Genomic DNA, 23,126 nt, shown 5'->3' on the forward strand with positions numbered 1-23,126 from the left:
AATACGTCGTCTTTTTTATAAAGAGTAAAGTGATTTCTCAAGTTTTTCTTATTACATCAAAGCCAATTATCTCTTAGTTTATATTCAAGTAAAGCTTACACTGTTTTCCATAATGATAAAGCATAAATCCAGTTTGGATCCCCATGCCCTTGATGATTCTGGACTGCTTCATACACTTTTCCCTCGTGTAGAACTTTATCTCCCTTTTTATATGCTTTCTTTGCATCCCATGCTTCATATGGAGCGTTTTCAGTTTTTGTAGTAACTGTGAAAGTATCACTCTGTATAGATTCATTTCCAGCTACATCAACAGCTTTCACTACATATTTATAAATAGTATTAGCAACTAAGTTTTTATCCAAATAAGAAGTCGTAGTGGATGTTGCAATCTTTTTCATTGATCCTTCTGTTTCTCTATAAATATCGTAATGGTCTACACCAATATTATCGTCAGATGGACTCCACATTAAATCTACACTTGACGCTGTTGTTCCCATACTATGTAATCCTTTTGGTTGTGTTGGTGCTTCTGTATCAGGAGCCTCAACAGTCGTTTCCACTGTAAACGCTTCACTTTCTTTTGATACATTTCCAGCTGTGTCAATTGCTTTTACAGTATAAGTGTATTCCATACTTGGTTGTAATTTTTTATTAATAAAATGAGTGCCTGGTACGGTATCAATCATCTCTCCATTACGGAATACTTGATATCCTTTTACCCCTACATTATCTGTAGAAGCGTTCCATGTTAGCTCAATACTATTTGCTGTTACTTTTTGAGCTTGAAGACCATTTGGAATACTTGGTGCCTCTGTGTCTGGTTTCACATTATTAATAAGATTCACGTCAATAACATTATAGAACGCATTCACAGTATCCGCTACATCCCATACAGCTAAAATCACATGGTATCCACTACGATCAGTGGGTACATTGATTTTGTGCGCTACATTATTTGAGGCCGCAGAACCATCATGTTGTACAGTACCAATTGGCTCAAAGTCTGCTCTTGTTAACGCTTTATTTGGATCCCATCCTTTTTTTGTAATGTAATAATGCCACTTGCTTGTTAAGTGTGGCGCTGTAAACTTCCAAGTAAATGTATTTTCCCCGCCATTAATTGTATTTTTAAACCAACGATCTATTGTTTGTTGATCTAAAATACCACCAAATTTGCCGCCTGCAGAAGCAATTTGTCCATCAACTGGGCCGGCTTGCGGAAATCCCTTTGGAGCTTCTAAACTTTGTGGTTCGTACATAATGCTTCCGCAGTTTACATTCAGCGCGCCGTAAGTTTGGCTACATAAAGCGGAACGGCTACCAGGTTTTTCAACAAATCCGTGCGCGTATGCATTTTGAGGAATAAGAGTAGTGCCAATAATTCCAGCTGCTAATGCAACAGCTCCTAGACTGTTTTTGTTCATTTTTAAGTTTTTTAGGTGTTTAATCATTTGCTTATTCCTGTCCCCTTCTTGTTATGCTTTGTAGTGTGATGTGGGCTTTGATGTAAAAGTATAACAAGAGAGTAAATCGTTTCGGGTATGCGTAAGTTACGCAGGAACTATAGTGAATATGTATCCTACCCTGTATGTGAAATATTTCACTTGACTGATATATCATGACACAGAAACTACCTATATATGTGCAGAAGTTGTGCAGAAATATTTAACTTTTTATTAATATATAACAATCAATACAAAAATCGAGATTCAAAAAGTAATATTTATATAGCAAACTGATAAAGTGAATCGGAGACATATAATCGAGATAAATCTTCGGCAAATAATGACAACTATTGTTTTTATGCATATTCATAAAAAACAAAATCACTAAATTCACTATACTTAAAACCATCTTTGCAATAATTTTTTGATATTCTGATGTTGATAGTGCTAGTTTATAAATAGAGTTAGCTCTAATACAGCCTGTACCAGAGCCAAACTATTTACTTTATATGATTATTTCACTTTTAACAGGGAAAGATTTCAATCCATATACAGAACTAACACTTGAGATAGGAGCGGGAAGATTATGGTCAATAAACGAAAATGATTTATATTTTTTCATTAATTCCGTCAATACAATTTTAGCTTCTAATCTAGCTAGGGGAGCACCTAAGCAAAAGTGGATTCCATGACCAAATGCAAGATGAGGATTTCGACTACGATGTATGTTAAAACTATCGGCATCTTTAAAATGAAGAGAGTCTCGATTAGCTGATCCAATCCAACCTGAGATAATTTGATCTACTTGTAGAGTTTTGTCTCTTATTTGAATCTCTTTTTTTACTTTGCGTACAATTCTTTGAGCTGGTGAACGATACCGCAATACTTCTTCAATTGCTTTTGGAACAAGGGATACATCCTGTTGTATTTGCTTGTAAACATCTGGATTTTCTATCAAACAATATAATAAGTTTCCAAGCAAGTTAGTTGTTGTTTCATTTCCTGCTACCAATAGTAATTTACAAAATGATACTACTTCCTTGCCCGAAATGTTTTTGTCTGCTTCACTTTGAACTAATAAAGAAATAATGTCATTTGAATCCTTTTTGGATTTTCCTCGATTGAGTTGTATGATTTCTTCAAAAAATTCCTCTAATTCATTTTCTGCTTGTAAACGTATATGAAAAAATTCTTTCAAATAATCCGGATCATCATGGTTGGGTGAACTTACTATAATATCCGACCACTTTTTGAATCTGTCCATATCATTAACAGAAACACCTAACATTTCAGCAATTACTATCACCGGTAAAGGATAAAATAACTCTTGGACAATATCAAAATTATCACGATTAGATAATTGAATAAGAATATCATTTGTGATTTGCTGAATTCTCGGCTCCCATACCTTTAATGCTTTAGGAGTGAACGAACGATTTACAATAGACCGGATTTGTGTATGTTTTGGCGGATCCATCCCAAGGATACTTTGTGGAAAGGGAGATTTTTTCTTCTCCGGCATAATGTTAGAAAAAAACTCTTTATCCTCTAAGACTCTTTTTACATCTTCGTACAAAAAAACATTCCACATGTCAGCCTGAGAATTAAAATAAATGGGTTCTTTTTCTCGCATCTCTTTATACCATTCAAATGGTTCATATGGGTCTCCTAAAGCCTGTTTTCCTAACAGCTTATTTGTAGGAATCATAAAGATTGATTGATAAGGTGTTTTCATATATAACAATCTCCCCTCAAAAAAATAATTTTCATTATACCGAATTACATTCACCGAATATCATTCGATGTAATGAAAATTATACAACAATAACCAAAATTTTCAAAATACTTTTTCACTTTCCAGATATCAGTTAATATATAGTTAAGGGGGAATAAGGATTGCATAACAAAAATTTAACCAAAAGAAAGCAACAAGCTCTACAAACACAGAACAATATATTTCTTGTATTTTTAAATTTAACGAAAAAAAAAGAAATTGAAAATATAACTATTGAAGATATTTGTAAAAAGGCAAATATATCTGTTGGCACTTTTTATCATCATTTTTCTTCCAAAGAAGATATTTATCAAAAGTTATTTCAACAAATTGAAGAAAACCTACATGTAGAATTGAAAAGTATAACTCAACATACGACAATACAAAAAACTGTTTTGACTTTCTTCCAATGCATAGCTAAATATACTACTAAATTAGAGTTACATATAAATCTCCTTAACGATTTCAACAAAAAAATATTTGCATATGAACCTTCATTAATTTACAAAACTCTAAATGATCTTGTTAATAAAGGAAGATTTGAAAAAGAATTAACAAATGATATGAGTGTAGAAGACATAACAACGTATCTTTTTACAGTTGCTAGAGGGATAATATTAGACTGGTGTCTTTTAGGTGGCAAGTACTCATTAGAGCAGCGAATGAATACTTATATGAAATTAACCTTGAAATCCTTAAAACCCTAAATTTTAATCAAACGCTACGCTTTCTTGTCCCAATTTGTGCGTCTAGTTAAATTTTATCATTTGGAGTTATTTGAACATCGGAATCAAAAGAAAAAGTATAACTCTTCTTTATATTACGAGAAAGAAGAGTTATACTTTTTCTTTCTTATAATAGAATATATTAAGCCAAAATCATTTTCTTATTTTTCCCTCTCCGTTTAAATCGTAACATATTTTAGATAATGATATCATTGGATTAAAGTGATTATTACTTGAAAAATTAATAAATGACTTTTGAAATGATAGGCCTAATATTTTATTGTATCGTTCCTAATAATCCCATAATTTCTTCTGCTTTTTGATTTTCGATGCTATAGTAGATTTCTAATCCTTAACGATTTCCTCTTAGAACTTTCCCTCTCATTTTAGATAAGAGATGGGAAACTGTTGATTGTGGAATATTTAAAATTTCGGTCATTTGGGTTACATTTAGTGTTTTATGTTTTGAAAGCCCACTGATCAGTTTCAAACGCATTGGGTGTGCCATAACTTTTAAAAGCTCTACATCCTCTTCTAAAATTGAGTTTTCTACGTGCTGATTCGTAAATCTCGTCATAGTATCCTCTCTCCCTTATTTGTTTTCTTCTAATGTAGTGTAACTTCTATATTACATAACATCATAATGTCCAAATGTTTATTATAAACAAGAATGAATCTATCTTTGTATCAAAATTATCATTTAAAAACATTCAAATTTTCACAGAAAAACAAGGTCTTCTTATTCCTCTTGAAAAAGAACTCCAATTAAGACAATTCCCTCTATCTAACGAAAACGTTTCTGTTTTTATTATTACCTTGTGACAGAGACCATAAAAAAATAGGAGGTGCCTATCGTGACAGACTCCTCCTAAAAAACAAACGTTATATACATATTGAAAATAAATTTATTTTACGATTAATGAATATTCACCATTATTATCATCAAATTTATACACATTCAAATAATATTTCCCTGGTTTCGCTACGACTTTCCCCTTTATAGCATTTCCTTCATCCTCACCACAAGCTACGTAATTTTGCATATCTGATTCATGATAAAGTACCCATGTCATCCCAATGTTTTGTTCATTTACCACAGAAATATCTACTTCTTTTGGAACTGTAACATTAAACGTATAAACATCTGTTTGATCCGGAGCAATCAGATTTCCTTTTACAAGCTTATTAAACGGGAGTACCTTCTCCTCTTCATGGGACCCACCTGTTTGTGGATCTTGTTTTACAGTAACTTTTGTTTGTTCTTTACTTTCTTTTCCTCTACTATCTTTTACTATTAGTTCCACAGTATATGTTCCTTTTTCTCCATATACATGGGTAGGATTGGCTTCTGTGCTCGTTGTACCATCTCCAAAGTTCCATAAATAAGAAATAACTTTTCCATTTTCACTTTCTGTACCATCACTATGGAATTGAATCTCTTCATTTACTATCCCGCTATATGGTCCATTCATATTTACTATAGTCGTTGTTTTTTCTTTTTCTTCTGTTGCAACACCATGGAAAACAATATCATATTCAAACTGATTGGCTGCATTCACACGATAGTTAACAAAATAGGCTGTAACTGTTTTATAGCCGCTCCATCCTTTTTGAGACAACTGCTCCAAGGTTTGATTGACTTGTTTACTCATCGTTTTCCAATCTTCAGACTCACCTTTTGATGTACCACCTGTGTACTTGCCTTCCACAGTAAATGTATTAAAGAATTGCGACTCATATTTTGTAATTTTGGCATCTTTTATATTTGCTACATTCACAATTTCGTTTTTCACTTCAGCTAGCGGCTTTGGTGCGTGTTGAATTAAATAATCATTTGTTACTTGCGGTACATTATATTTATCTTGATTATCAATCAACTGCTGCATATACGCTTGATATTCTGCATTCAATTGTATATTGTTGCTCAATGATTCACGATATGAGTCATACTTTTTCACATCGTTTGCACGGATTAAATCTTGAAGCTTATCAAACGTTTCAAATTGATGATTATACAAATATGACTGTAGTGCAAAGGAATACTTATAAAAGTCCCATGATCCATATTTTGAAAACAAAGTTTGTTTTGCTGTATAACGGCTTGCTGGATCAGATGATAAGCCACTTATCATACTTTTACGCGGAACAACATTATTTGTACGTGTAGATCCTGCAAAAAATTCTGCATTCCCTTCTTGGAACCAAGTTAATCGTTCATTTTGATACATTTCTCCGCTTCCAAATAAACCAGGAACCTCATACCTTCCTTGTAAATAATGAGTGAATTCATGACGGAATAACTCTTCTAAACTATAAATACTTTGCTTTGGCGTACGCTCATATGTAAAGAAGGTCCCCTTCTCTTCAATATAAATTCCACCGTTGTTTGTTTCATATCCATATAATTGTCTATTTAATTGATATTCGTCTGGATTATTATAAATTACTATCGTTAGTACATCATCAGCGTTACCCGGTTCTAGTGCTTTATCATTACCAATTACACGGTGATATTGCGCTTTTACTTCTTTGGCTGCCCAATATAATCTCTTAATTTTTTCTTCTGTTACTTTATCTCCCGTCTTGAAGACAATAGATCCGTCATCAAATGTATATGTTTTAGGTAAGTATTGTTGTTTCCCTTCTTCACGTATTTTCTGTAAATCTACTGTATTTCCACTATAATCTTTTCCACCATAGTTTGTTTTAATTTGTTCTACTGCTACAAAATAAGGACCACTTAGACGAGGATACAAGCTCATCGCTTGTGTAATAACTTCTAATCCTTTGCTTTGATTACTATGAAATTTTCCTAAACGTCCTGTATAATAAATGCCATTATTGATTAGCCAACTATTTTCATTTGTTATATTCCCCACGAGAGCAATTCTATTAACCTCATTTATAAAGTTATCAATCTTTCCATACCACATTGTTTCATTAGGTTGCTTATTCGTATCCTGCAAATAAGACTGTATATCATAATCAATTCCTTTTACAATTTCATATACGGCTTGTCCTTTCGCATAATCGCTTTCATACGTAGAAAGATTATCATTATATTGTTTTAAAACATTTACCGCATACTGTACTGTTTCAGTATCACTAGAGGCATTACCAATTAATTTTCCATACGCAGCTACTACTCTATCTTGCTCGGCTGTACCTAATGTAAAGTTTGGATTTTTTGCAAGTGCTTTTAATGCTGGTAAACACTTGTCATGAAAGCCCCGGTCTTTTAAGTAACTTAATTCATTATTATAATATCCCACATAAAAAGCAGAACGTAATATTTCAACAAATGTTTCAATGCCCTTTGAGTCCTCTTTTGTAAACGTCCTTCCTCGTTGTCCTAGTTCATTAATGATAACGTTCATGCGTTCTTTATTCTGATAAAAAGCTTTCGTATCCTGATTGAATTGAAATAAATCAGTAATTTGATTCCAAGAAATTTTTGATAGTGTATCAATGAGTTCGTTATCAGGCATTTTATTCAATTCTGCCAGAGTGTAGCTTTGCTTCAATTGAATTTCATCACGTTTCATAGCCAGAGTAGGACGTTGTGAAAAATCTCCTACTTTTAAACGCTCTTCAAAAGTCAAAGTTTCGTCCGCTTTTGTAGCATGTACAATTTCATCTTTGGAAGTTTCTGTCCCCATTGGTTTCATCTGTAAGATATTATAGGGTGCTGTTTCTTCTGCTGATACTTGTGTTTGAATACTTCCAAATGATAATGCCACCGTACCAATCCCGATCATCATTTGAGTAAATTTTAAATTCTTATTCATTATATTTCCTCCATTTATATATTCCACCCAAAAATATAACATTTTATATTAATAAATCATTATAATATGTATTATTTCATATTTAATTACATGAATTTCCTTATAAAATGATATTAAGTGAAATATTATAGAATTTCTTTCTTTTTTTCATCCTTGCTCATGAATTGGGTATATCTTTTGTTTAAAATTTACGGGTTCGTCGCAAGAAACCTGCTAAAAAAAGAATTGCTGCAATAAAATTTATGCATATAATCAAAAAAGGACAAACTATCCAAGGTGAATAGTTTGTCCAAAACCATAATCTCGCTAGTTTAACAATATATAATTCGGTTCTGCTAAAAGTCTTTTATTCTCTTTTCAGATCCTACTATTTTTGCATCTGAACTAACCATAGTGAATTAGAATAATGACTTGATACTTGCTAGAACAGTAAGTATTCCTATAACAATTACAAATACATTGCTCATTTTTCCTCTGTATTTTGCTAGTACAGGCACTTTACGAATTGCATACATTGGTAATAGACATAAGATAGCAGCAACTAGCGGACCGCTAAGGGCATCAATGATTCCAAGAATACTTGGATTTGTATAAGCAACATACCAACATGTTAATACAACAAAAGTAAGAATCATTGTCTTAACTGTTTTTTCTCCTATATCTTTCCCACGTTTTTTACCGGACTTGATAATCATGTCACGCATTACCTCATACGCTCCTATATAATGGCCAAGGAAAGACTTTGTAATAGCCACAAATGCAATCATAGGAGCTGCAATAGTGATTACTGGCGAATTAAGCTCATTAGCAAGGTATGATAGGATTGACAAGTTCTGTTCTTTTGCCACCTTAAGATCATCTGGAGTCAAACTTAAAGTACTGCTCCAAACAAAGAACATAACAACAGCGAATGTCATGATATAACAAACTTTTTGTATTTGGGCACATTTGGCATCAGTAGCTTCTATTCCATACGTAGCTCTCTGTTTCATAACAAATGACGAAATCATAGGCGAATGATTAAACGAAAATACGATGATTGGAAGTATCATCCATATCGTTCCTAAATATCCTGTTCCTGTTGAGGCAGTAGAAACACTTGAAAAACTAAACATTGACGTATTCCACTGTGGAATCAAAGATATTGCGATAAAAAGTAGAGAAGCTATAAAAGGATACACTAGCATGCTCATGATCTTTACAGTTATATCTTGACCAAAATTTAGTATAGCGATAAGACCGAGTACTAAGACAAGCGATAAAATGGCCCTTGGAGGCTCCGGCATGTGCAATTGATGCACAATAAAACTACTAGCGGTATTTGTAAGTGCGACCGAGTACATCAGCACGATCGTATAAATGGAGACAAAATATACAATGTTAAAAATGATACTTGCCTTATTTCCAAAATACTCTCTTATAGTACCTGTAATCCCCTCATCAGCAGAGTTCGAAGCGTAAATCATTTTAGCAAGCGCCCTATGTGAATAATACATAATAGGATAGGCAAGTATGGTAATTAACAGCAATGATAATAAACCACCTGAACCTGCATTAATCGGTAAAAAAAGTACCCCTGCTCCAATTGCTGTTCCAAAAAGGCTCAATGCCCAGGTAGTATCCTGTTTATGCCACTTTTTAGGGTCTAGATAATTCTCATTTTTTACTGCAGTATTATCAGCTTGAAATTCTATGTTTTTTGCAGTATTCCCATTCATATAATAATTCCTCCTTGTGTCCTATTCTCAATTCTCTATTTAAGGTATAGGAATATAGACCGTTCTTGAAAAATGAATTGCTTATATAGTGCACCACAACGAATATCCCTCTTCTAAATTAATCAAAATTAAAAAATTAGCGAAGCATCAACCTGAAGGGTTTGTTACCACTTACAAAACATTTTAATTATATAGTAGTATATTTTATTGATAATTGCCCCAACATACAGGCATCCTTAAGCGAACAATAGAGTATAGAATGTTAAATATTTCACAATATAATTGATAGCTGTTTATTAATTGGATTGTTTCTCCCCAAAGATTTTATTTTTAATGGCAATCCCTGTAGGTGTAGCCGCAATTCCACCTAAACCTGTCTCTCTTAATTCGCGAGGCATCTGTCTTCCAACTCTATACATCGCTTCAATAACTTCGTCAGCATTGATGATATTGTTTACGCCAGCTAATGCGATGTCCGCTGCTGCTAAAGCATTTGTCGCTCCAATGGCGTTTCTCTTTACACAAGGAATTTCTACCAAACCAGCGACCGGATCACAAACTAAACCGAGTAAATTTTGTAATGCAGTCGAAAAAGCTTCAGAAGATTGCTGTGGCGTTCCACCCGCAGCTTCTACCGCAGCTGCAGCCGCCATCGCTGAGGCACTTCCTACTTCAGCTTGACATCCTCCGTACGCTCCTGAAATACAAGCGTTGTTTGCGACTATAGTTCCAAATAACGCTGAAGTGAATAGAAAATGAATCATATCTTCATGACTTAACTGCAACGTATCTTTAATGCTAAATAAGACCCCTGGAATTGTCCCACTCGCACCTGCTGTTGGAGTTGCACAAATAGCTCCTAATGCAGCATTTACTTCATTAACACCGATAGCACTTTGGATCGCTAACACCATCAAATCTCCAGAAAGAGCTTTCCTATTTTCTCGATAGTTTTTAATTTTAACAGCATCACCTCCGGTTAAACCGGTTGGAGAAAATACACCGTCACCCTCAATACTTTTATTTATAGCATTTTGCATAGTCGTTAAATTTCGTTCCATTTTACTCCAAACTTCTTCATAAGAAGTTTTAGTTTGTTCGATTTCCTGTTCGATTGCTAATTCATAAATTGGCTTTTGGCTTTTATTAGCTGCATCCACAATTTCTTTTATGGCCATATACATGTTTTTCACTCCTTAATGTAATTAAAGAATAATAAGATTAGCTATATTACTGAAATTTCCTAATTCCTTCTGAGCATTACCAGGCAATAGCGAATCTAAAGCGAATGCATATAAATATTTTGTTTTATCTTCCAAACTATGAAAGTTGTTAATTTCCACATCATATTGTTTAAAGATCCTGCGTAAGACAAATTCAAAGTCAGCTCTTTCTGAAATCGCAATAACAACTGGTAATGGCCCCTGCAGATCTAAGCTAAATCCATCAATTTCAACATGTTTGACTTCAATCAATCCACCACCGACCGAAATACCCATCGTTCTAATACTGCGACTTTTATCCTCTACATATACATCTGCCGTATTTGGATGACCGGCAGGACTATCACCCGATTTTTCAATAAAGGTAATGTCAATTCCTTTAGATTCTGCTATTTTAATAGCATCTGGCACTTTACTGTCATCGGCAGCAAAGCCTAATATACCAGCAATAATTGCAAAATCAGTTCCGTGACCTTTATGGGTTTCAGCGAATGATTCATAATACTTTACTACAACTTTTTTTGGAAGACCTTGAAATAATTTATTAGCAACTGTTCCAATAGCCAATGCACCTGCAGTATGTGAACTTGAAGGACCTATCATAATGGGTCCAATCACATCAAAACAACTTTTGTATTTAATAACCTTTTTTTCTTTAATAGATGCTACATTTATATTCATATAAGCACCCCCATAATTTATTATTTTTAATTGCAGTTGTATCTAAGTTATTAGAATGCTCAATTCAAAATAAGATCCGTTTGATAACGCTTTCTTTCTTGAGTTGAATAAACTTCCCTTCTGATCCACAACCCTCCGTATAGTAATCATATCAGTATGTCCAATTTTAGAAAATTACTGACAAGGTTTGTAGAATTTTCGAACCAAATCGAGGTTTGATTTTTTCTCTAGAGGTAATATATTATTTCTCGACGCCCTCATTATAGCTTGTATATTTATAAGTTTAATCTTTTTATATTTTTAGAAAGATCGAATAGACAGAATTTTGAATGGGTAATAAATTACACTTAGTATGTAGCAATTGTGTCCTTTGTTTGAAGCTGTATTAGTTAGTAGAAAAGCAAAAATAACACAGAGTTCCTTTCATAAACATATTGATTATATTGGAAAATCATTATAAAGATACTAATATTGTCCTTTGTCGGAACATCTTATTTCGGACAAGAAAGCTGTTGCAATAAATAATTCATGCAAATGGAAAGGAACCATTAATGAAATATAAATCCACTTAAGTATATTAATTATATAAAATGTATTAATATTAATTATCAGAAAAGATGAACTTTTTTCTGCAGATCTTAACATAAAGAATATGTTCCAAATAACAATGGAGATTCCTAGTAGAATCCTTTTTATGCTGTTTTTATATGAAAAATCCTCTTCAAAATGCAAATAAAAAAGGGCTATTTTAGCCCTTTTTTATTTATAAATCCTCTATATCATATTCGGTATATCCCTCATATTTTTAAACACAACTATTTCACTAATCGTATGAAAGGCTTCCTAACTATTTTTACGGCACTTCTATGTGATCAATTAATAAGGATCGGATTCATGGCTTTTCTTTACTGCATCTTTTGTTGCTTCATTTGCAGCTAATGACCTTTGACCATATTTTGATTTACTTACTTCGCGGCCAACCATGAATTAATACAACTGGCTTACCTATACCATAATCTTTATAATATAACTTAATTGATGCTTAATTTTCGATTTATTATCATACCCAAAAAAGTAATTATTGGTAGCCTACCAGTTCTAGCTTTAGGAGCTGAAGGTGATAATTTTTGAATTTTATCTGTCCCATAGACAATCTTTCCACCTACTACTATCAATGCAGACTCGATATGCTTGTTTTTTACCTCCAAGACTAGGAGGTTAATAGCAGAAAGTATGGATAAATGTGCATATTGTCTCTTTTTGATGTTACCTTGTATTTCTTTTTCTATAGAGAACCGTGTATTTCCTGCTGTATATAGGAAGACCTTGTTCTCAATTCAATCGGTTAAACATAAGATTTAAGCGATTTTCAAGATAAAACCTCATCATTACCAATATTTTAAAAAACATCTCAAATTCGAGATTATTTGTATGAAAACTGAAATATTAAATCAATAATACATTTAAGTTTTAACAAACTGCTAATATATTATTTCTCAACACAGGAAGTATAGAATTATAAGAAACCAATTGTTAATATATAGATATCTCAATTGCGTTATTTCTTTTTAAAGAGAGTTTGTGTTTTTACACAAGCTCTTTTTTATTGCATTTCAGATATATTCAACAAGGTGAGTCTTTTCCACTTACAGCAATAGAAAATAAAAATTTACTTCTAATACAAAAACTCAATACAATTCACAAATAATCTTTAAAACTCAGATATAACAATGAATAGGCAGTCTGTATCCTGACTGGTAAAACTAAATTATAGAACTATTTCTCTGTAGCAAAATAAAGTAGAGCTATGGTCGGAAAAGCGATTCCTATACATAATGCTAGATTCCATTCTCCTAAGGCATATGCCCATCCTCCAATAAAAGATCCAACAGCACCTCCTAAAAAGAAAATAGCCATAAATAGCCCGTTTAATCGACTACGAATTTCTGGACTTAACGAGAAAATTAAACGTTGGCTAAGCACAAGGTTTGCAGATACTCCCATGTCCAACAGAATTGCAGCAATTACTAAAACAGCTATTCCGATGGGCGAACTACTTTGAATAATAAGTGGTAGTAATAAAGAAATAATAACAACAGTGAGAGCTATCCCAGTGGCGGGTCGTGTCCAACCAAGATCAGCTAGACGACCACCTATTGGAGCGGCTATTGCACCTGTAATTCCGACAAGTGCATATATTGCTATGGCAGTCTGAGAAAAATGAAAAGCAGGACTAGATAATAATAATGGAACAGTAGTCCAGAATAAGCTGAAAGCTCCAAATACACAAGAATGATAAATGGCGCGACGGCGTAAAATTGGAGTAGTTCGTAGCAGTTGCCACATTGAATTAAGTAAGGCTATATAATTTGTTTTTGCCTGTGGTTTCCTAGTAGGGAGTACTTTCGATAATACAAACGCTAAGACAATAATTACAGTAGCAGATAAAGCAAATATTGCACTCCATCCCCACATATCGGATACTAGACTAGATATCGGTCGCGCAAGCATAATACCTAGTAACAGACCACTCATGACATTGCCAACTACGCGACCGCGTGCATTTTCCGATGAAAGATATGATACAAGAGGTACGAGCACTTGCGCTGCGACCGACCCCAGTCCGATAAAGAATGAAGCAATTAACAACAAAGTTGCGCTTTTTACAAAAACCATGGAAATGAGTGCAAATGCACTTAAAAATAACAATATAAGTATCAATTTTTTATTCTCAATAATATCTCCCAAAGGTACAAGAAATAGTAAGCCAACAACATATCCAATTTGAGTTAGCGTTACAATTAATCCAGCGCTACTATTAGAAAGCCCAATTACATTACTAATTACCCCTATTAAAGGCTGTGCATAATAAAGATTAGCCACAATAATACCACATGAAGTTGCTAATAGAATGATTAAACCTGATGAAATATCCTTATCAAATGCTTTATTTTTAAAATTAGACATAACTACTTCCTCCCATACTTTTATTTCAAAATTACTAAATCGCCTTGGCAAGAACTACTGCGATACCATTTTTTATTGTAATAAATTAAGTCTGAACTACATTCTGTTTTTAAAAGATCCAATTTCACCTCTTGTTTATCCCCCTTTTCTAAATGTTTTTTAGCAATTTAATTTTTGAATTTTGGAACCTAAATGTAGCCATACCATTATAAGATGTTAATTAATAAACTGTACGTTCAGTTTATTAATTAATTAAAAATATATACTAAACGTTCAGTTTTGTAAATAGGCTATTTTGTTTTTTATTCATATTAAGTATACTAAACGTATAGTTTATGTTTTTGAAAGGAATGATTAATGTGCAAGGTAAAAGAGGTCGACCACGTAATATCGAAACCCAAAAGGCCATCCTTTCTGCGTCCTATGAGTTATTATTGGAAAGTGGCTTTAAATCAGTCACAGTCGATAAAATTGCAGACCGAGCTAAAGTCAGCAAAGCTACGATTTATAAATGGTGGCCAAATAAGGCTGCTGTGGTAATGGATGGTTTTCTTTCTGCTGCTGCTGCCAGATTGCCTGTACCTGACACAGGTTCAGCGTTGAATGATATTTTAATTCACGCTACAAGTTTAGCCCGTTTTTTGATAAGTCGAGAAGGAACTATTATCAATGAGTTAGTTGGCGAAGGGCAATTTGATTCGAATCTAGCAGAGGAATATCGTGCTCGATATTTCCAGCCACGTCGACTGCAAGCAAAGCAACTTCTGGAGAAGGGAATTAATAGAGGAGAATTAAAAGAAAACCTCGATGTTGAATTAAGCATCGATCTCATTTACGGACCAATTTTTTATCGCTTGCTAGTAACCGGTGAAAAGTTGGATGATTCCTATATACATGACTTGGTTATAAACGCATTCGAAGGGATACGTTTGAAATGATTAACATGCAAAGAAAGGTTTAGTCCCCACTACTGTTTCCTATGCGTACGTAATTTAAATTAAATTAATAAATAAAGTGTTTCATGTTTTAAACTGATGTATATGGAGTAATCTTCTATATACATCAGTTTAAGTATTGATAATTACTTTAAATGAAACATCATGCGATTAATTTTCGTTATGTGAGTATTATAATATCTTAACTCGATTGGTATATAGCATCAAACTCATATAAAAAATACATAATTTCCCTCTAAGTTGATTGCTATATTATAACTCTCTTGTTAGAGATAAAAATAAGAAGTATAAATTGTTATTTTTATTGTGTTCGTTAAATATGAATTTAACGAACACTTGGATGATGCAACCTGATCTACTCCCCTACCCTAGAATTGTACAAGGACAAGAATATCTAAACTATTTAGACAAGAAAGTTTAAACTTTCACTTTGACGTATTTATTGAAGCAAGAAATTATAAACTAATATTTATTAGTTTACTTTGGAACTTTTTATAAAACTTTGTATAGTATAGAGTGAAATTAAAAATGTATTAAGATGGAAATGGTATTTTTAAAAACAAAAAACCTAGTTTTTACTAGGTTTTTTGTTTAACTCATTTATGTTCTACATAAGAAATCCCTAAAAAATTTTATTAAGAACATTTACATTCTAACACTTCTTTGAAATTCAACATATAATGCTATGAGCATTTACAACATAGTTTTCCTTATTAAAAATGTCAAAATAAATTTCTATTCAAAGATTTACTTTCGAGTATTGTAATATCACTGGTTAAGTATTTTTTAGTTTCTTGTCCTATGTTCAAAAGGTTTAGACTTTCTTGTCTTTCTACAAAAAACGTAAAAACCCTTAAAAAAGGTGCTCTATAAAAAAGCACTCTTTTGTTTATTTGGAATAAAAACAAAATGCCTCTAAGAAAGAAGCAACAGAGCGTTTGTAACTATGCTCATCCGAGGGCAACACTTTTGGGATCCGGGCCACCGGAACTAGTCCAGGAACTTCCTGTTTCTTCGTACTTGTAGAGCGTATCTCAGTTCGGGCGAAAGAAATATTAATCAAACTTAAAACAGCTTGTACACTAAAAATCAGTTAGTCCTTATGAATTTTCGGGGTTTTGATGTTCATTCCTTAGTAAATTCTCTTCCTGGGAGCTAAATTATGCAAACAAATTTCTATACTTTGAATATATTAATTGAGCCAATCTATAGAATTTCACAGGCTATCCTCTTAGCACCCTAAATGCGGCTCTTACTTTTCTAGCAAATTCTAATGGGGGTTCAACGGATTCAAAGTGCATATACATTGCTCTTGGCTCCTCAAATAACCAGTGATTATGAACTGCCGTAACTAAAATATTACGCCTTCTAAGTTCAGTTAATAGCGGGTTCACCTCTTCTTGTAAAAGAACTGTTTCTCCTAAGTTTAACGCATTACCTCTACTATCCAAACCTTCAAATGTAAAAAATTGAGGATTTACAAGAGGTGATCTTGTTTTACGTCCTAGTATAGTAAATCTGATATTACGAAACTTTTGTACTAAACATACTCCCTCTGTTGTAACCATACCATCTCCACCTAAAATTCTCGCAAACTCATTACATAATTGATTTCTACATATATGTTTAGGTTCGAATGGATGACAATCATCTGAGTGCATAAAAAACCTTCTTTCCATATATACGTAGAGTCCTAAACTAGTAACTCTCATTATTAACATATGAAAAACATTAACAAGTTGATACAAATTTTATCCTATGATTCTATCTAATAGTTTTTAATTAGAAGGTTTAAATTTCCACCGAGGGAAAATATACTTGTGTAAAGCGTTTAATAAAAATGTCTATTCATTGATTCTGCTATTTCATGTAAACTTATAAACTCAATTTTCAATCGTTTCTTTAGAATTTTTTGCAATATGCTTTATAAATTCAATTATAGGGTAGGTAACTAAGGAAGAAGATTGTGTAAAGTGAACATCTTCTTTTTGAAGTATTATGATGAGCTCCTCTATTGTCATTTCTTTTTGTTTAATTTTACTATAATGTTGAAATACAACTTGTTTCCATTTATAAGAGGGCCCATGAAAATAGGTTTCTCCTTTTATAGGATAATTAAAAATCACTTCTAATTTTTCTCTTCTTTGTGTTTCTCCTACCTTATCTTTCATAAAAAACACCCCTTTATATTACCTTACAATACAAAGCATTATTGTGATTCTATATGTATATATTTATCAAAATTCAACTTTCTCCTCCCAATTTTTATACTCGTCGTATTTAAATTGTTTAGTACATGGTAAAAAGCACTCTGAATAATCGAGCGCTTTCTCCAATATAAGAATATCTTTTGGAGGTTTAAAAACTCTCATTTTCGTGAGTGTTCTTCAGTGACTAAGACTATATTGGTACACATAAGTTTTAAGAGAGAATTAATCCCTCATAAACATAAAATGTATCTACTGTTATATTACGATAAAAATAATGTTTGTAACCTGATAAGTATTCATTTAATTGATCTACCACCAACTATAACTAAAACGTACGTTCTTAAAATTTGCTGTAAATCGTAAAAATTAATCGTATCAAAAAAATACACAAACCATTGGTGTCATATTTTATTAGTATTGATAATGGAAATTAAATAATTTTATCGATAATAAACAATTGAGGATAAACAATTGTACAATGGAAACTCTAAAATTATAAAATATTATAATTAAAAGAGGTATATTTATGAGAATTAGAAAAAATCAAGCTAATCTAACACATAATGAAAGGTTGGCATTTACTAATGCATTATTAGAATTAAAGCGTAGACCAAGTCGTTTACCAAGCTCTTGGGGAAGTACAAGTCGCTATGATGATTATGTTTATTGGCATTTGATGTCAATGATGGATCAAACATCAACTAAACCAGGATCTGCTCATGGAGGTCCTGCATTTTTACCTTGGCATCGATATTTTATAAATCAATTGGAATTAGATTTGCAACAAATCGATTCTACTGTCACACTTCCCTATTGGGATTGGACAGTTAATAACTCTACTGATCCGTCAGTTCCAGGGAGTCCATGGACTAATGATTTTATGGGAGGTGATGGTGATCCTAATCAAGGTTATGCTGTCACAACAGGCCCATTCACAGGTGATAATTGGAAACTAACTCTTTTTGATGACCACCATTCTGATGAGCCTCAAGATATTCGATTACGCCGTCAGTTGGGGACTTTAAAAAATAGCTCGGGAGCTACTATATTGATTAATCTTCCAACAAATTCAGAGGTACAAAATTGCTTATTAGAAACACCATATTATGTTTCTCCTTGGCGTGCATTCCAGGATTTAAATAATCCTTCAAGTATGACGGTAACGAAACCCAGTTTTTGTAACCGACTTGAAGGTTGGTATGGAGATGGAAGAATTCATAATCAAGTACATTTATGGGTAGCTGGTGCTATACAGGGGTCTATGTATTGGATGAGCTCACCGAATGATCCTGTCTTTTTCTTACATCATGCAAATGTTGATCGTCTATGGGCTCAATGGCAGGTTGCTAATCCAAATGAAGGGTATCATCCTACTGGAACTGGTAGTGAAGTAGGGCCAACAGGTCATAATTTAAATGATCCAATGAAACCTTGGGGGAACAGTGTTACTCCCAATAGTGTACTTAACCATCATAGTCTTGGCTATGCGTATGATACAGATTCAACACCTCTGTCTGAAATTTTGATGCACGCATTCAATACAGACATTACTACAGAAAAGAAAGTAAGTATTGGTAGCTTTATAACTCGAGAGGATTTAGAGAAGATGTAAAAGATTAGGGCGTGATATTAAAATTAACAAACAGAAACCTCTCATTTTTGAGAGGTTTCTGTTTGTAGATTTTATACAGATAAATCTCTCACCCCTTCAATGAAGTTCAGCCGAGATACATGTAATTTCGGGGCATACTCTATATTTTATTTTCATTTACAAATTAAAGTGTAACATCCAACTTCTGTATCACCATTATTGACTATGTTCTAATACAAGCGAAGAATAGCCCGTAAACCCTTCATTCATAAGCCGTTAGAACTACAACTAGTACCATCTCCTCTAATCCATCCTGGAATACAACCGTTTTCCATCATATTTTCTAGACTACTGTTTATAATTGGGTTAAAACTAGAAGATGTTTCTCCTTTTTCAAGCTATGCCACTTGTCGAAACTCCACCATTTTCTACCTGAAAATAGATTTGTGATTTTCGCGTTTGCTCTGTTGTTTCAAAGGTAACTTGGCAATTTGTCCAATCCTTTTCGTCCTGTACTTTATTAGTTTTGTACTAGAATTTTCTTATCTATTATGTAGTAAACTCCAACACCTTCCTGGTACATCTGTTTCAAACGTTTGAATGTTTCCTGTATCAGCTACAGTAACATAACAGGTTTTCCCAGCGGGACCTCCAAACGTAAGATTGTTGCAATTTTTTCCATTAAGTTGGATTTCACTTATAAGATTACCCTCAGGTGAAATTTTTGCTACCACACCTTTGCCAATGCGCGTTACAAACAAATTTCCGGCCAAATCACAACGCATTCCATCAAGTCCAAAATCAGTAAACTCTATTAATACGCGTTTATTACTTAACTCATAATTACTTGATAAATCATATACCCATATTTTTCTTTGTACAGTTTCATTTACATATAGTTTTTTTTCATCAGGACTCACTTCAATTCCATTAGTAGTTCCCATATTCGTTTCTAATAAATGAGTGCTCCCATTTTTATCAATACGCCATAATTGTCCTGTTGATTTGCTCCAGTTAGGATCACTAGCAAATAAAACACCTTCATCAGTTATGGCTAAATCGTTAGGCTGATTCATAGCAGGATTAAAAGCAAACACCCTTATTGCTTTTGTTTCAATATTAACTGCGAATATATTATGGTTACAATAATCAGCAATATACAATGTTCCGTAACGATCAATACGTGTCCCACTACCTATACTATTTTTAGGTAACTCAATAAAGACTTTACTATCTCCATTTGGACTTACTTTGCCAATCGTACCTTTTCTTTTAAAATTAACAGCATAAATATTCCCTTCTTTATCACATGAAGGGCCTTCTATTCCTGCAGTAAATCCATGTGGCTTAGTTAGCATTTTTCTATTTAATGATTCAAAACCCATGATTTTGAGCCTCCTTTCAAGTCACTTTTTCCAGGTTTTGCAGATATACATTTTTTCAGGAAAAGTCTGTATTTTATTTCTATTATCAGATTATGACCTGTTCAAGTAAAACTAGAACAAAATTTAGATTACACGATTGATCTTGAGTACTGATAAGGATTCATCCCATTTAAAGCAGAATATGTACGAACGGAATGATAATATGAATAAATTCAGCGATTAATTGATTATCTAGATGGCCATGTCGTCCTATTCCTAAATCTAAAGTGAATTCTATTTATCTCCCTTTACTATGAGTGTGGTTCCTATATTAATTTCTGATTCAAAATTATCGTTGAATTGCCCACCGCATCCTTCATCTAGTGAAGCAAATCCCCTTAGGGTTACATCAAAGTTGATTTTTTGCATTTCATTTGATTCATCTGCAACTAATTGAAAAAAATTCATACAACACTTTAAATTAACACCCGTTCCTTCACAATCCACAGAAAAATTATCATAAATTAAAGTGATTGCTTTTTCATCAGGGCTTATAAGCCCTGAGAAAGTACCTGCTGGACATCCATTTGGACATCCGTTTTTTTCAATTAATTCAAATTCTGTAAACTTAGCTGATCCATTTACCACAATATCTAATGAATCTATAACAATTAACCCCGAAGAATCAGAGACACAACTTACTTGAAGTATAGTATTTACGTCTATTTCAAATTGTTCATCTGGACAAATAAATTCAGGAGTAGAAAGAATATTTTTAACATTTGAGTTTTCACCTAGTATAAGCGTCTCACTTTTGTAAACCTTTTGATAACAGGGACTAGATTTACTAAACTTTCTATGTTTTTTATCCATCACTTAAATACCTCCTTGAATTTCCCCGATTTTTACTTCATCTAGAAGTCGGCAACTCCTCCACAAATAGTAGTAATTCATCTTAAATCGAAAAATTTATAAGAATACGTTATTCTTTCTAATCTAGCTTGTTTAGAAAGAATAACGTATTTAGTGTTTGGGGAGATTAAAAAATTTTAAATCAATAAACATGTACGTTCGTCTCTATCAAAATAAACTAATAATCAATTCAATAGTGCGATTTCAATTATTAATTCTACTGAATCATATTAATAAGCTGTTTTAAATCTGGTCGATTCCCAATACGTTGTGTTTTAGGTCTTGTCTGTGCATCTTGCTGTGGAGAGCCCGAATTTCTAAGCATGTTTCTTACACGTATAGGAGTCAACGGACTTTGCCCGCGAGCTTTTACAATTCCCTGAAGGCAAGCGATTGTTCCTACAACAATTGGCGAAGCACTAGACGTTCCACTAAATCTATCTGTATACCATGAATCCTCATTTACTCCTCCTTGTAAATCACTGTATCCAGTAGTCGTTACTTCTCTTCCCCAGGCTTGTGTATCAACGATAGATCCATAATTTGAGAAGGGAAGTCTAGATCGATCAGGCCCATGATCGCTACCATGAGTACCCGGTGGAGGCGCTCCAGCTCCTACTAAGATAGCACCCGAATCTCTTTGACTACGATTAAACCTATTTTCATAAATTGGATCATCTAAATCTTCAGCTCCATTGCCTGCAGCCCCTACTACAATAATCCCTTTAGCAGTAGCGAAGCGAATTGCTTCAAAATCGTCTTTCCACCACTCCATAGCAATGTATCCCTTTTGATCAGGTCTATCTTGAAAATTAAACCGTGGTCCAGGTGCATGTAATTCAATAAGAATAATATCTCCAGCACCGAGAGCATTAGCAGCTTGTAAAATTGCATTTGAAGAAGTTTGATTTTGCCCAAAAACCGAAATTGCATGTATTTTTGCGTTTGGACTAATTCCGGTCACACCTACGCTATTTTCATCACCACTAATTTCACCTATTACAGCTGTGCCGTGATTCCTCCACCCTAAATCAGAAGATGGTGTTCCTGCAATAACTCCACCTTGATTTTCTCGTAAATCTTCATGGGAAAATCTCCACGCACCTTCAATATCTACTATATTTACTCCATTACCTTTTCCTCCAGGGAAATTCCAAGCATGTCGCGCATCAATTCCGGCTGGAGCTGCATTTAGATAACCTTGTCTAAAGCTCAAGTCTGGAGTAGCTTGGATTGTAACATCCGTTTTAGGTTCTACAGCTAATTTTGCAAGTTCCGGAGCTGGTTTAATGTAAGCATCTTCAACTACACTTGAATTGCGAAATTGCGCTACAAGTTCTTCCAATTTCTCATCAGGAGCAATCACTTTATAGTACTTAGAAAAATCAGGAGGTTCTATATCACTTTCAAGAGATACTGTTTTAATTGGTTGTATTTGCTCCTTCTCGAAAAGTGGCTGAATTTGAACATCCTGAGCAGCTAATAAACCTATAAAATCATCTGTTTCCTGACTGTCAGAAGAGGAGGTTCCTAATTTACTTAAATTTACATTTGATTTAGCTATTATAATCAATTGTCTAGACATAAAAAATTCTCCTTAGTATTTTTTATTTATCTACATATTGTTAGTCTTTAAACAAAAATTACATTCGGTAAAAAATACAATTTCTATATTTGAAGAATTTGTATTCAATTTCTTAAGAAAAAACTACCAGATTTGCAGAAAACTCTGTTATAACTAATCCAACCAGCAGAATTACATAAATTTCAAA

The 23,126-nt window shown here is 33.3% G+C and carries 15 protein-coding genes and 3 pseudogenes; 3 read left to right on the top strand and 15 right to left on the bottom strand.

The features are described from left to right. Positions 1-95: 95 nt before the first annotated feature. Complete coding sequence (locus ACTFRM_RS20845; protein WP_088321872.1) at positions 96-1,451, bottom strand: lytic polysaccharide monooxygenase; 1,356 nt, start codon at positions 1,449-1,451, stop codon at positions 96-98. A 499-nt stretch (positions 1,452-1,950) separates the two neighbouring features. After that, a complete protein-coding gene (locus ACTFRM_RS20850; RefSeq protein ID WP_000856903.1) occupies positions 1,951-3,180 on the bottom strand; it encodes a cytochrome P450 in 1,230 nt (409 codons plus the stop codon). A 161-nt stretch (positions 3,181-3,341) separates the two neighbouring features. Between ACTFRM_RS20850 and ACTFRM_RS20855 the strand changes: the two genes are divergently transcribed. After that, entirely contained in the window at positions 3,342-3,926 is a 585-nt protein-coding gene (locus ACTFRM_RS20855; RefSeq protein ID WP_000551648.1) for a TetR/AcrR family transcriptional regulator, read from the top strand. A gap of 295 nt (positions 3,927-4,221) precedes the next feature. On the opposite strand, the pseudogene ACTFRM_RS20860 reads toward ACTFRM_RS20855, so the two are convergent. From ACTFRM_RS20860 to ACTFRM_RS20890, 7 genes and pseudogenes are all read right to left on the bottom strand, one after another. Beyond that, positions 4,222-4,521 (bottom strand): annotated as a pseudogene (locus tag ACTFRM_RS20860) (ArsR/SmtB family transcription factor). A 328-nt stretch (positions 4,522-4,849) separates the two neighbouring features. Then, positions 4,850-7,732, bottom strand: a complete 2,883-nt coding sequence (gene colA / locus ACTFRM_RS20865) for a collagenase ColA (RefSeq protein ID WP_001038975.1) — start codon at positions 7,730-7,732, stop codon at positions 4,850-4,852. A gap of 398 nt (positions 7,733-8,130) precedes the next feature. Further along, a complete protein-coding gene (locus ACTFRM_RS20870; RefSeq protein ID WP_001014210.1) occupies positions 8,131-9,450 on the bottom strand; it encodes an aromatic amino acid transport family protein in 1,320 nt (439 codons plus the stop codon). A gap of 296 nt (positions 9,451-9,746) precedes the next feature. Next, the gene (gene sdaAA / locus ACTFRM_RS20875) at positions 9,747-10,634 is read right to left on the bottom strand and encodes an L-serine ammonia-lyase, iron-sulfur-dependent, subunit alpha (RefSeq protein WP_000281773.1); all 888 of its coding nucleotides are present in this window, start codon (positions 10,632-10,634) and stop codon (positions 9,747-9,749) included. Positions 10,635-10,655: 21 nt separating this feature from the next. Continuing rightward, the gene (gene sdaAB / locus ACTFRM_RS20880) at positions 10,656-11,354 is read right to left on the bottom strand and encodes an L-serine ammonia-lyase, iron-sulfur-dependent subunit beta (protein ID WP_001024891.1); all 699 of its coding nucleotides are present in this window, start codon (positions 11,352-11,354) and stop codon (positions 10,656-10,658) included. Between the two features lie 876 nt (positions 11,355-12,230). Further along, positions 12,231-12,338 (bottom strand): annotated as a pseudogene (locus ACTFRM_RS20885) (catalase); the annotation flags it as partial. 792 nt (positions 12,339-13,130) lie between these two features. Beyond that, positions 13,131-14,321: an MFS transporter gene (locus ACTFRM_RS20890; RefSeq protein ID WP_440043547.1), complete on the bottom strand. Its 1,191-nt coding sequence runs from the start codon at positions 14,319-14,321 to the stop codon at positions 13,131-13,133. 350 nt (positions 14,322-14,671) lie between these two features. On the opposite strand from ACTFRM_RS20890, the gene ACTFRM_RS20895 reads away from it, so the two are divergent. Beyond that, positions 14,672-15,259, top strand: a complete 588-nt coding sequence (locus tag ACTFRM_RS20895) for a TetR/AcrR family transcriptional regulator (RefSeq protein ID WP_141096645.1) — start codon at positions 14,672-14,674, stop codon at positions 15,257-15,259. A gap of 1,241 nt (positions 15,260-16,500) precedes the next feature. On the opposite strand, the gene ACTFRM_RS20900 is transcribed toward ACTFRM_RS20895, so the two are convergent. Together ACTFRM_RS20900 and ACTFRM_RS20905 are read right to left on the bottom strand one after the other, a co-directional pair. After that, the gene (locus ACTFRM_RS20900; protein WP_088321868.1) at positions 16,501-16,938 is read right to left on the bottom strand and encodes a DUF1259 domain-containing protein; all 438 of its coding nucleotides are present in this window, start codon (positions 16,936-16,938) and stop codon (positions 16,501-16,503) included. A 222-nt stretch (positions 16,939-17,160) separates the two neighbouring features. Then, the gene (locus ACTFRM_RS20905) at positions 17,161-17,448 is read right to left on the bottom strand and encodes a hypothetical protein (RefSeq protein WP_088321867.1); all 288 of its coding nucleotides are present in this window, start codon (positions 17,446-17,448) and stop codon (positions 17,161-17,163) included. A gap of 610 nt (positions 17,449-18,058) precedes the next feature. On the opposite strand from ACTFRM_RS20905, the gene ACTFRM_RS20910 reads away from it, so the two are divergent. After that, on the top strand, positions 18,059-19,099 hold the full coding sequence (locus ACTFRM_RS20910) for a tyrosinase family protein (RefSeq protein WP_254918784.1): 1,041 nt from the start codon (positions 18,059-18,061) through the stop codon (positions 19,097-19,099). 198 nt (positions 19,100-19,297) lie between these two features. On the opposite strand, the pseudogene ACTFRM_RS20915 reads toward ACTFRM_RS20910, so the two are convergent. From ACTFRM_RS20915 to ACTFRM_RS20930, 4 genes and pseudogenes are all read right to left on the bottom strand, one after another. Beyond that, positions 19,298-19,600: pseudogene (locus ACTFRM_RS20915) on the bottom strand (hypothetical protein); the annotation flags it as partial. A gap of 20 nt (positions 19,601-19,620) precedes the next feature. Continuing rightward, positions 19,621-20,463 (bottom strand): SMP-30/gluconolactonase/LRE family protein, encoded by an 843-nt coding sequence (locus ACTFRM_RS20920; protein WP_088321865.1) that lies wholly within the window; start codon positions 20,461-20,463, stop codon positions 19,621-19,623. 273 nt (positions 20,464-20,736) lie between these two features. Continuing rightward, on the bottom strand, positions 20,737-21,315 hold the full coding sequence (locus ACTFRM_RS20925; protein ID WP_217362733.1) for a DUF4360 domain-containing protein: 579 nt from the start codon (positions 21,313-21,315) through the stop codon (positions 20,737-20,739). A 256-nt stretch (positions 21,316-21,571) separates the two neighbouring features. Then, a complete protein-coding gene (locus tag ACTFRM_RS20930; RefSeq protein ID WP_440043550.1) occupies positions 21,572-22,939 on the bottom strand; it encodes a S8 family peptidase in 1,368 nt (455 codons plus the stop codon). Positions 22,940-23,126: the final 187 nt, after the last annotated feature.

The organism is Bacillus cereus group sp. MYBK227-1, from assembly GCF_051916325.1.
Taxonomy (GTDB): domain Bacteria; phylum Bacillota; class Bacilli; order Bacillales; family Bacillaceae_G; genus Bacillus_A; species Bacillus_A cereus.